The organism is Enterobacter sp. SA187 (assembly GCF_001888805.2).
GTDB lineage: Bacteria > Pseudomonadota > Gammaproteobacteria > Enterobacterales > Enterobacteriaceae > Enterobacter_D.
Window position 1 is genome coordinate 2164035 of record NZ_CP019113.1, and the last position, 11715, is coordinate 2175749.

Consider the following 11715-nt stretch of genomic DNA (forward strand, 5'->3'; position numbering starts at 1 on the left):
GAAACGCCTTATTCTACGGCCCAGGCTTTATCCAGCTTGCTGTAACCCAGCCCGTTAATTTTACGTACTTTGATCTGCACCGGGATGCGCTCTTTCATCGCCTCGACGTGGCTTATCACGCCGATGGTTTTGCCGGTGGCGTTAAGGGCGTCTAGCGCATCCAGCGCGGTGTCCAGCGTTTCGCTGTCCAGCGTGCCGAACCCTTCATCAAGGAACAGCGAATCAATACGCGTTTTATGGCTAACCAGGTCCGACAGCGCCAGCGCCAGTGCCAGGCTGACGAGGAAACTCTCTCCGCCGGACAGGGTACGGGTATCGCGCACCGCGTCCGCCTGCCAGGTATCCACCACTTCCAGCTCCAGCGCTTCGCTGGCCTTGCGCTTGAGCAGGTATCGCCCGTGCAGGCGGGTGAGCTGATTATTCGCCAGCCACACCAGATTATCGAGCGTCAGCCCCTGGGCGAATTTACGGAATTTATCGCCTTCTTTCGAGCCGATCAGCGCATTGAGATACGCCCAGTCTTCCACATATTCCGCATTTTGCTGGATGCTCTGCATCAGCGCTAACTGCCGCTGGCGGTTTTCGGCGTCCTGTTTCAGCTGCTGGCGGATCTCGCCCTGGCGGGTGGTGTTTTCCCGCAGCTGCTGTGCCACTGCTGAAAGCTGCGCGACCAGCGCGTCGATTTCGGCGTCGTCCGCCAGCGTCGGTGGACGGGACGCCAGATGCTGCGCCAGCGCGCTTTCGGCCTGGCTATAGAGCGTGCTTTGCTGCTGATGCGCCCGCTCAAGCTGCTGCTGACGCTGCTCCAGCGCCTGCCGCTGCGCATCGTCCAGCAGCGCGCCCAGGAAAGCGGCCTCGTCCGCAAAAGGACTGGCGGCCAGCGCCGCGCTGAACTGTGAGCGCGCCTGTTCCTGCTGTCTGTCGAGCTGGCGTATCTGCTCCTGCAACAGGCGCAGCTGGCCTTCCAGCGTACTGGCCTCGCTGTAAAGCGTCTGCCAGTTGCCCAGCGCGGCGGCGTGTTGCTGCTCCGGCAGGGGCGGCGGCGTGGTGCCGTCATCGGCGAGCGTTGCCAGCAGGCTGTCGAGGCGGCTCAGTTGTTCCCGCAGCTGTGGCAGTTTGTCATGCTGCTGCTGCCAGCGCTGCGACTCTTCCTGCCGCGCCGCCAGCCAGGCCGCTTCGTCGCTCACCGCCGGGCGCGTCAGGCCCAGCTGTGCCAGCGCGGTGTCCAGCGCATCGCGCTGCCGGGCGATCTCCGCCGCCAGCTGCGCATCCCGCTGCTGCTCTTTATGCAGCCTTGCTTCCAGGGTTAAGCGTTCATTCAGCTGGCGCAGCTGCTGCTCATGCTGATCCTGCTCCGCCAGCCAGCCGCTCACGTCGTCCTGCGGCGTCAGCGCGATGTTCAGCGCCGCGCACTGCTGCTGCCAGCGGGCGTGAAGCGTGGCGCTTTCCTCCTGAATCGCGGTAAGAGCCGCGGCGAGTTTGTCCCGGTGCTGACGCTGGGTATCCAGCTGGCCTTTCAGGGCAAAACCCTGTTCGCGCAGGCTTTCCACCTCTTTTTTCAGCGCCGCCAGCCGCTGCTGATTTTCGCCCGGCTGCAATGCCTGATAGGCCGCCACGGCAGGATGCGACGTGGATCCGCACAGCGGGCAGGGCGTATCCGGTTGCAGGTTCGCGCGTTCCGCTTCGAGGCGCAGGATCAGCTTTTCCTGCTCCACCAGCTTTTCCACATCGCTTTCATGCTGGCGCTTGTCTTTATATTGCTGACGAATAGCCCCAAGCCGCAGATCCCAGGCCGCGATCTGCGTGTCCATCTCCGCCAGTTCCTGCTGCTGTTGCGCCTGACGTTTTGCCAGCGCAGCAAACTGCGGGTGCAGCATCGCCAGCTGTTGACGCCCGCTGCGGCCCGCTAAGTGCTGTTGTAAATGAGCGCTTACTTCTTCCAGATTCAGATTCAGCGGGGAAGGCGGCAGGGCGGCGAGCGCCTGTTCTGTTGTACGGAGTGTATTTTGCAGCTCCGCCCGCTGTTTTTCATCCCGCTGCTGCTGGGCAAAGGTCAGACGCCAGCCCGCCAGTTCCGCGCTCCATAAGCGAAAACGATCGTTTTCGCTGAGCCACTGCTGCACCTGCGCCACATCGTTTTTCAGGGTGGTAGCGGTGATATTCGCCAGTTGCCAGGTCTGTTGCAGCCCGGTGCGCACCTGTTGTAAGCGAGTATTCACATTTTCGTGCTGGCCCTGCGCGTGGCGCAACGCCTGCTGGCGTTCCTGTAACTGCTGCCAGTGGGGACGTAATTTTTCCGCAGGCAGGGCGCGGGTCAGCTTTTCCAGTTCCGGGGCGGCGGCCTGTAATGCCGCATGCGCGGCGGTCAGCGCCTCCTGCGCCCGCTGGCGTTCGCCGCTCAGCCGGTGGCTTTCACTCAGCCACTGATGATGTCCCTGCGCCTGCTGCTGCCCGGCGAGCAGCTGTTTTTCTTCGTCAGTAAGTGCCTGCAAACCTGCGCTGAGCGTCTGTGCCTGTTCGTCGCTTAACAGCTGCACGCCGTCGGCCTGGGCCTGGAGTTTTTCCAGCTCCAGTCGCGCGGTTTTATGCTTTTCGAAGACCATCGCGGAGATCTGACCGTAGATCTCGGTACCGGTCAGCTCTTCCAGCAGTTCAGCGCGCTCTCGGGGTTTGGCATTCAGGAAGGCCGCAAACTGACCCTGGGAGAGCAGCATCGAGCGGGTGAAACGACCATAGTCCAGCCCGGTCAGGGTGGCAGTCAGATCCAGCTTGTCTTTCACTTTATCGGCAAGGATTTTGCCATCGGCGCACAGCGCCAGCTCCACGCGCGGGGCCTGCAAATTGCCATCCGGCTGATTGCGGGCGCGGTTCTGGCTCCAAAAAGCGCGGTAAGCCACGCCTTTGACCTCAAACTCCACTTCCGCCAGACATTCAGCGGTATCGCGGGTCATCAGATCGTTTTGCGACTGGGAGACGCTGCTCAGACGCGGCGTTTCGTGATACAGCGCCAGACAGATGGCGTCGAGCAGGGTGGTTTTGCCCGCCCCCGTCGGCCCGGTGATGGCAAACAGCCCATTACTGGCGAACGGCTCGGCGGTGAAATCGATTTTCCATTCCCCTTTCAGGGAGTTGATATTTTTCAGGCGCAGACTGAGGATCTTCATGCGTCGTCTTCCTCCGTCAGGGCGTCAACGGTTTGCGCGAACAGCGTCTGTAAACGCGCGTTTTGCGCCTCGTCGAGGCTTTCCAGCGCCAGCCGCCGCTCAAAGACTTCTTCCACCTTCAGTTCGCTCAGGGTTTCGCGCAGTTCGCCCGCCAGCAGACGTTCGCGCTGCTCCCGGCTGCGGCGCACCAGCAACACTTCCACCGGCAGATCCCCGGTAAGCGCCTGGATTTTCCGTTGCGCGTCGGCCAGGTATTCGTCGGTGGTGATTTCAATATCCAGCCACACCGGCGGGCTGACCGGCTGGTCGCGCCATTGCTCAAGCTGTTCGCCGATAGCCGCCAGATCGCCTTTGATCACCGCCAGTTGCTGGGTAACCGGCACCGTCAGCGGCGTCACCTCCGTCAGCCTGCCGTCGCTGAAAGTCACCAGATTGACGCTTTTGGGCCTGCCGGTTTCATCAAAACTTAACGCGATGGGGGAGCCGCAATAACGGATATGTTCCTGACCGCCCACCAGCTGCGGGCGATGAATATGGCCGAGAGCAAGATAATCCACCGGCGGGAAGTTCTGCGCCGGAAAGGCGTCCAGCGTGCCGATATAAATGTCACGCACCGCGTCACTTTTGCTGGCTCCGACGGTGGTCAGATGGCCGCTGGCAATAACCGGCAGCCTCTGCTCCCCGCGCAGGGCGCAGGCGTCTTCATACTGCTGCTGGTAATACGCTGTGATGCTGGTCAGCAAAAGCTGTTGTTTCTGACTGCCGGATAACCCGGCCTGGCTTAGCACGATGTCGCGCGGGCGTAAAAACGGCACCGGGCAGAACACCGCGCCCGGCGTGCCGTCACGGCGTTTGAGCATAAAGGGCGCGCTGCCCGCGGTGGCGACCACGGTGGTGTTTAAAAAGGCGAGAATTTCGCGGGATTCGTTGAGCGTGGCGACGGAATCGTGGTTACCCGCCAGCACCACCAGGTGACAGCCGGTTTGCTGTAGATTCACCACAAAGCGGTTATAGAGTTCGCGGGCATAGCTCGGCGGCGAGCCGGTATCAAAAATGTCGCCTGCGACAATAATCACATCCACCTGCTGTTCTTCCGCGGTTTTCAGCAGCCAGTCAAGAAAGGCGGCATGTTCAGCGGCCCGGCTTTTGCTGTAAAAGTTTTGACCCAGGTGCCAGTCAGAGGTATGAAGAAGACGCATAACGATCCCATGGCAAAAAAGCGTGAAGCCGATTATAAACGTTAAGCGGCGTGAAGATAGTTATCGGTTTTTTCACGAGTGTCATAAAACAACGGCTTGAGTCATCAGGCAGTCATCATTTTCATAAATCTGTCATAAATCTGACGCATAATGCCACCGCAACATATACTGGCGACTTAATAAATACAGGGCAAATTATGGCGAGACGCATTCTGGTCGTGGAAGATGAAGCTCCAATTCGTGAAATGGTATGCTTTGTCCTCGAGCAAAACGGCTTCCAGCCTGTCGAAGCGGAAGATTATGACAGCGCGGTGAACCAGTTGAATGAACCCTGGCCCGATCTCATTTTGCTCGACTGGATGCTACCGGGCGGTTCCGGTATTCAGTTTATCAAACATGTGAAGCGTGAAGCCCTGACCCGTGATATTCCGGTGATGATGCTTACCGCCCGCGGCGAGGAAGAAGATCGCGTACGTGGTCTGGAAACCGGGGCGGATGATTACATCACCAAGCCGTTCTCGCCAAAAGAGCTGGTGGCGCGTATTAAAGCCGTGATGCGCCGCATCTCGCCGATGGCGGTGGAAGAGGTGATCGAAATGCAGGGGTTAAGCCTGGATCCCACTTCCCACCGCGTGATGACCGGCGAAAATCCCCTTGATATGGGGCCTACCGAATTTAAGCTTTTACACTTCTTTATGACCCATCCGGAGCGTGTCTACAGCCGTGAACAGTTGCTGAACCATGTGTGGGGCACCAACGTTTACGTTGAAGATCGCACGGTTGACGTGCATATTCGCCGCCTGCGTAAAGCGCTGGAACATAGCGGCCACGATCGTATGGTACAGACCGTCCGCGGTACGGGTTATCGTTTTTCGACCCGTTTCTAACATCTGAAGGGAGTGTGACGCGTGCTGGAACGGCTGTCATGGAAAAGGCTGGTGCTGGAGCTGGTGCTGTGTTGCATCCCGGCGCTGGTGCTCGGCGCCATATTTGGTTATCTGCCGTGGTTTTTGCTGGCGGCCGTCACCGGATTACTGGTCTGGCATTTCTGGAACTTACTGCAACTCTCCTGGTGGCTCTGGGTGGACAGAAGCATGACGCCGCCGCCGGGCCACGGTAGCTGGGAGCCGCTGTTATACGGGCTGCACCAGATGCAGATGCGTAACAAAAAACGCCGTCGCGAACTGGGCAGCCTGATCAAACGCTTCCGCAGCGGCGCGGAGTCGCTGCCGGACGCCGTGGTGCTTACCACCGCAGAAGGCGTGATCTTCTGGTGTAACGGTCTGGCCCAGCAATTGCTGGGTCTGCGCTGGCCGGACGATAACGGCCAGAACATCCTCAACCTGCTGCGTTATCCCGAATTCACCCAGTACCTGAAGCGTCAGGAATTCCTTAAGCCCCTTAATCTGGTGCTGAATAATGGCCGCCATCTGGAAATTCGCGTCATGCCCTACAGCGATCAGCAATTGCTGATGGTGGCGCGTGATGTCACGCAGATGCATCAGCTGGAAGGCGCGCGACGTAACTTCTTCGCCAACGTCAGCCATGAACTGCGCACGCCATTGACGGTGTTACAGGGTTATCTGGAGATGATGCAGGAGCAGACGCTGGAAGGCGCGCCCCGTGAAAAAGCGCTGCATACTATGCGCGAGCAGACCTCACGTATGGAAGGGCTGGTGCGCCAGCTGCTGACGCTCTCTAAAATTGAAGCCTCGCCGGTGCAACTGCTGAACGAAACCATTGATGTGCCGATGATGCTGCGGGTGGTGGAGCGGGAAGCGCAAACCCTCAGCCAGCAAAAGCAGACTATTGAGTTCCACATCGACAGCTCGCTGAAAGTGCTGGGCAGTGAAGATCAGCTGCGTAGCGCCATCTCTAACCTGGTGTATAACGCGGTCAACCATACGCCCCCCGCCACCCATATTGTGGTGAGCTGGAAGCGCGTACCCCACGGCGCAGAATTTTGCGTTGAAGATAACGGACCGGGGATCGCGGCCGAGCACATTCCGCGCCTGACGGAGCGTTTCTACCGGGTGGATAAAGCGCGATCCCGGCAGACCGGCGGCAGTGGGCTTGGGCTGGCCATCGTTAAACATGCGGTCAATCATCACGACAGCCGCCTCAATATTACCAGCACGCCAGGGCAGGGCACGCGTTTCAGTTTTATTCTGCCGGAACGTTTGATCGCCAAAAACAGCGCCTGACGCCCCGACTGTCAGCTTATCTTTCCGCAGGCCAGCTAATGCTGGCCTGTTTGCGTTCCGGTTCACCTTTTTCTGACCGATTATTGTACGGCTGATGATTTTTTGTTCGCATGATAAGCCATGTGTTTTTCTTATACATAGCGTTTTGAACTGGTAACCATATAGGTAGCAGCAGATCCATCTGGTTTTACGATCCCGTCTTGCCTTTAAACGTTATAAGCGTTTAAATTGCGCCCCTGATACTGTCATACCGACTGTATTTGCGTGGTAAATCGAAAAACTATTCTTCGCCACGTCATGCGGGAAGCATATCCCGCTGAAATTGAGAGAAATTGCCGTCGTATTGTTCCAAAGGCACTGGCGAACATTTCATCGTTTCCAACACCACATCCACAGGCAGCACACGTTTATGACTCATCGCTTAAAACCACGAGACATCATGGCTCTGGGCTTTATGACTTTCGCCCTCTTTGTCGGCGCAGGTAACATTATTTTTCCGCCAATGGTCGGTTTGCAGGCGGGTGAACACGTCTGGACGGCGGCGTTCGGCTTTCTGATCACCGCCGTAGGCCTGCCGGTGCTGACTGTAGTCGCGCTGGCGAAAGTGGGCGGCGGCGTGGACAGCCTCAGTATGCCGATCGGCAAAGCGGCGGGCGTGCTGCTGGCCACCGTCTGCTATCTGGCGGTCGGGCCGTTGTTTGCGATCCCGCGTACCACCACCGTCTCCTTTGAAGTCGGTATTGCCCCGCTGACCGGCGACGGCGCGATGCCGCTGATGATTTACAGCCTCGTCTATTTTGCGCTGGTGATCCTGGTATCGCTCTATCCGGGCAAACTGCTGGATACCGTGGGTAACTTCCTCGCGCCGATGAAAATCATCGCCCTGACGGTGCTGTCCGTTGCCGCGCTCGTCTGGCCGGCAGGCCCGATCAGCAGCGCGATGGATGCCTACCAGAATGCCGCGTTCTCTAACGGCTTTGTGAACGGCTATCTCACCATGGATACGCTGGGCGCGATGGTCTTTGGCATCGTCATCGTTAACGCCGCCCGTTCGCGCGGCGTGACAGATTCCCGTCTGCTGACCCGTTACACTATCTGGGCTGGCCTGATTGCCGGTGTGGGTCTGACGCTGCTGTATCTGGCGCTGTTCCGCCTCGGCTCTGACAGCAGCACGCTGGTAGAACAGTCTGCCAACGGCGCGGCTATTCTTCATGCTTACGTTCAGCACACCTTTGGCGGCGCAGGCAGCCTGCTACTGGCGGCGCTGATTTTCCTCGCCTGTCTGGTGACGGCGGTTGGCCTGACCTGCGCCTGTGCGGAGTTCTTCGCCCAGTATCTGCCGTTCTCTTACCGTACGCTGGCCTTTGTGCTTGGCGGCTTCTCGATGCTGGTGTCTAACCTTGGCCTGAGCCACCTGATCCAGATTTCCATACCGGTGCTGACCGCCATTTATCCGCCGTGTATCGCACTGGTTGTATTAAGCTTTACCCGTTCATGGTGGCATAATTCGTCGCGCATCATCGCGCCGGCGATGTTCATCAGCCTGGCCTTTGGTATCCTTGACGGTATCAAAGCTTCCGCCATTGGCGGTGTGTTGCCAGCCTGGACCCAGCGTTTACCGCTGGCGGAGCAGGGGCTGGCGTGGCTGATGCCAACCGTTGTGATCGTGATACTGGCCGTGGTCTGGGATCGTGCCGCAGGGCGTCAGGTGACTTCCCGCGCACACTGATCAAGGGTTGCTTGTCATAACCACGGGGCTTACCATCCCGTGGTTTTTTTATTTTTGTTATGGCACGGGAAACAATGGAAAGTACTAACAAGCTAAAGCGGGGGTTAAGCACCCGACACATCCGCTTTATGGCGCTCGGTTCGGCAATAGGCACGGGCCTGTTCTATGGTTCGGCGGACGCCATCAAAATGGCCGGGCCGAGCGTGCTGCTCGCCTATATTATCGGCGGCGCGGCAGCCTATATCATCATGCGCGCGCTGGGCGAAATGTCGGTACATAACCCGGCGGCCAGCTCCTTCTCACGCTATGCCCAGGAAAACCTCGGCCCGCTGGCAGGCTACATCACCGGCTGGACCTACTGTTTTGAGATCCTGATTGTCGCCATCGCTGATGTCACGGCGTTCGGCATCTATATGGGCGTCTGGTTCCCGACGGTGCCGCACTGGATCTGGGTGCTGAGCGTGGTGATGATCATCTGCGCGGTAAACCTGATGAGCGTCAAGGTGTTCGGCGAGCTGGAGTTCTGGTTCTCGTTCTTTAAAGTCGCCACCATTATCGTGATGATCGCGGCGGGCTTTGGCATCATCATCTGGGGCATTGGCAACGGCGGCGAACCGACCGGCATCCACAACCTGTGGAGCAACGGCGGCTTCTTCAGCAACGGCTGGCTCGGCATGGTGATGTCACTGCAAATGGTGATGTTTGCCTACGGCGGCATCGAAATCATCGGCATTACCGCCGGGGAAGCGAAAGATCCGCAGACCTCTATTCCGCGCGCCATCAACTCCGTGCCGATGCGTATCCTGGTGTTTTATGTCGGCACGCTCTTTGTGATCATGTCCATCTACCCGTGGAACCAGGTGGGCACCAACGGCAGCCCGTTCGTACTGACCTTCCAGCATCTGGGCATCACCTTTGCCGCCAGTATCCTCAACTTTGTGGTGCTGACCGCGTCGCTGTCGGCGATTAACAGCGATGTGTTTGGCGTCGGCCGTATGCTGCACGGCATGGCCGAGCAGGGCAGCGCGCCGAAGATGTTCGCGAAAACCTCGCGCAACGGCATTCCGTGGGTAACGGTCGTTGTCATGACGGTGGCGCTGCTGTTCGCGGCCTGGCTGAACTACATCATGCCGGAGAACGTCTTCCTGGTGATCGCCTCGCTGGCGACCTTCGCCACCGTGTGGGTGTGGATCATGATTTTGCTGTCGCAGATCGCTTTCCGTCGCCGTCTGCCGCCGGAAGAAGTGGCGGCGCTGAAGTTTAAAGTGCCGGGCGGCGTACCCACGACCATCGCCGGTCTGCTGTTCCTGGTGTTTATTATCGCGCTGATTGGCTGGCATCCGGAAACCCGCATTTCGCTGTACGTGGGCTTTGCGTGGATCGCGCTGCTGCTTATCGGCTGGATGTTTAAGCGCCGTTACGACCGCAAAACCGCCTGATCTCCTGAACTTTTGCCGGGTGAGCGTCCTGCCGCCCGGCAATGCTTTTTGGCTTCCTCCTCCCCCATGCTCCTCCCCCAATTATCAGCAGTATGATGAGTGAACTTTCACTATGCTGTGGCAAGGTGGCGTCATTTTTCAGCAAGGGGTAAAGCGATGTTGAACGCCTGGCATCTTCCGGTAGCGCCGTTTGTAAAACTCAATAAAGATCAGCTTTTTATAACTTTGTGGCTGGCGGGCAACGATTTGCCTGCGCAGGTTAAACTGCGTACGGAAAAGGACAACGAAGAGACGTCCATCCTGATGCATCCGCTGCGCAGTGCACCGTACCCCGGCGTAACCGCCTGGCGCGCCGCCATCGACGTGTCCGAAGGGCAACCGCGCCGTCGCTACAGCTTTAAACTGCTGTGGGCGGATCGCCAGCGCTGGTTTACGCCGCAGGGCTTCAGCGATTTCCCGCCCGCACGGCTGGAGCAGTTTGCCATCGATTGCCCGGATAATGGCCCGCAGTGGGTGGCGGATCAGGTGTTTTATCAGATCTTTCCCGATCGCTTTGCCCGCAGCCAGCCGCGCACGCCGGAGCAGGACAACGTCTATTACCATCACGCCGCCGGGCAGGAGATCGTGCTGCGCGACTGGGATGATCCTCTCACCGGCGAGGCGGGCGGATCGACCTTTTACGGCGGCGATCTTGACGGCATCAGCGAAAAGCTGCCCTATCTGAAAAAGCTTGGCGTCACGGCGCTGTACCTCAACCCGGTGTTTGTCGCCCCCAGCGTACACAAATACGATACCGAAGATTATCGCCACGTCGACCCGCAGTTCGGCGGCGATCAGGCCCTGCTGCGGCTGCGCGCCAACACCCAGCGCGAAGGCATCCGCCTGGTGCTCGACGGCGTGTTTAACCACAGCGGTGACTCCCATGCCTGGTTTGACCGGCACAATCGCGGCACCACCGGTGCCTGCCATAATCCGGCCTCCGAATGGCGGGAATGGTACAGCTTTTCAGACGACGGCCACGCCCTCGACTGGCTTGGCTATGCCAGCCTGCCAAAGCTGGATTATCAGTCGGCCTCGCTGGTGGAGGAGATCTATAAAGGCGAAGACAGCATTGTGCGCCACTGGCTGAAAGCGCCGTGGAATATGGACGGCTGGCGGCTGGATGTGGTGCATATGCTGGGGGAGGCGGGCGGGGCGCGCAATAACCTGCTGCACATCAGCGGCATCAGCCAGGCGGCGAAAGAGACGCAGCCGGAAGCCTATATCGTCGGCGAGCATTTTGGCGATGCCCGGCAATGGTTGCAGGCGGACGCCGAAGACGCCGCCATGAACTACCGGGGCTTTACTATCCCTGTGTGGGGGTTTCTCGCGAACACCGATATTTCCTACGATCCGCAGCACATCGATGCCGCCACCTGCATAGCCTGGATGGATAACTACCGCGCCGGGCTGTCGCATCAGCAGCAGCTGCGCATGTTTAACCAGCTCGACAGCCACGACACCTCGCGCTTTAAAACGTTGCTTGGTAAAGACATCGCGCGGATGCCGCTGGCGGTGGTGTGGCTGTTCAGCTGGCCTGGCGTGCCCTGTATCTATTACGGCGATGAGGTGGGGCTGGATGGCAACAACGATCCCTTCTGCCGTAAGCCGTTCCCGTGGGACAAAGAAAAACAGGACGCCACACTGTTTGCCCTCTATCAGCAGATGGCGGCGCTGCGTAAGAAAAGCCGCGCCCTGCGTCACGGCGGCTGTCAGGTGCTGCATGCGGAAGGCGACGTGGTGGTCTTTGTGCGCGTTTTCCGGCATGAACGCGTGCTGGTGGCAATCAACCGCGGCAAGGCCTGCGAGGTGGTGCTGACGGATTTACCGCTGGTAGACGTCCCGGCCTGGCAGTGCAAAGTGGGCACCGGCACCATCGAGGATAATGTGCTATCGCTACCGGCGATCTCCGCCACGCTGTGGCGCAATCGCTGAACCTGT

7 protein-coding genes are annotated in these 11715 nt (G+C 59.0%); 5 read left to right on the top strand and 2 right to left on the bottom strand.

The window, feature by feature from the left end; all coding sequences use genetic code 11:
• Nucleotides 1-8 precede the first annotated feature (8 nt).
• Both sbcC and sbcD read right to left on the bottom strand, forming a co-directional pair.
• Complete coding sequence (gene sbcC, locus BMF08_RS10290; RefSeq protein WP_072567504.1) at nt 9-3164, bottom strand: exonuclease subunit SbcC; 3156 nt, start codon at nt 3162-3164, stop codon at nt 9-11.
• A complete protein-coding gene (gene sbcD, locus BMF08_RS10295; protein WP_072567505.1) occupies nt 3161-4363 on the bottom strand; it encodes an exonuclease subunit SbcD in 1203 nt (400 codons plus the stop codon). Before sbcD ends, sbcC begins: the two co-directional genes overlap by 4 nt.
• Nucleotides 4364-4560: 197 nt before the next feature.
• On the opposite strand from sbcD, the gene phoB reads away from it, so the two are divergent.
• From phoB to malZ, 5 genes are all read left to right on the top strand, one after another.
• On the top strand, nt 4561-5250 hold the full coding sequence (gene phoB / locus BMF08_RS10300) for a phosphate response regulator transcription factor PhoB (RefSeq protein ID WP_072567506.1): 690 nt from the start codon (nt 4561-4563) through the stop codon (nt 5248-5250).
• Between the two features lie 21 nt (nt 5251-5271).
• Entirely contained in the window at nt 5272-6567 is a 1296-nt protein-coding gene (gene phoR / locus BMF08_RS10305) for a phosphate regulon sensor histidine kinase PhoR (protein WP_072567507.1), read from the top strand.
• A 409-nt stretch (nt 6568-6976) separates the two neighbouring features.
• Complete coding sequence (gene brnQ / locus BMF08_RS10310) at nt 6977-8296, top strand: branched-chain amino acid transporter carrier protein BrnQ (protein ID WP_072567508.1); 1320 nt, start codon at nt 6977-6979, stop codon at nt 8294-8296.
• A gap of 74 nt (nt 8297-8370) precedes the next feature.
• Nucleotides 8371-9735 carry a proline-specific permease ProY gene (gene proY, locus BMF08_RS10315; protein ID WP_099458748.1) on the top strand — a complete coding sequence of 455 codons (1365 nt, stop codon included), beginning with the start codon at nt 8371-8373 and terminating at the stop codon, nt 9733-9735.
• Between the two features lie 156 nt (nt 9736-9891).
• Entirely contained in the window at nt 9892-11709 is a 1818-nt protein-coding gene (gene malZ, locus BMF08_RS10320) for a maltodextrin glucosidase (protein WP_072567510.1), read from the top strand.
• Nucleotides 11710-11715: the final 6 nt, after the last annotated feature.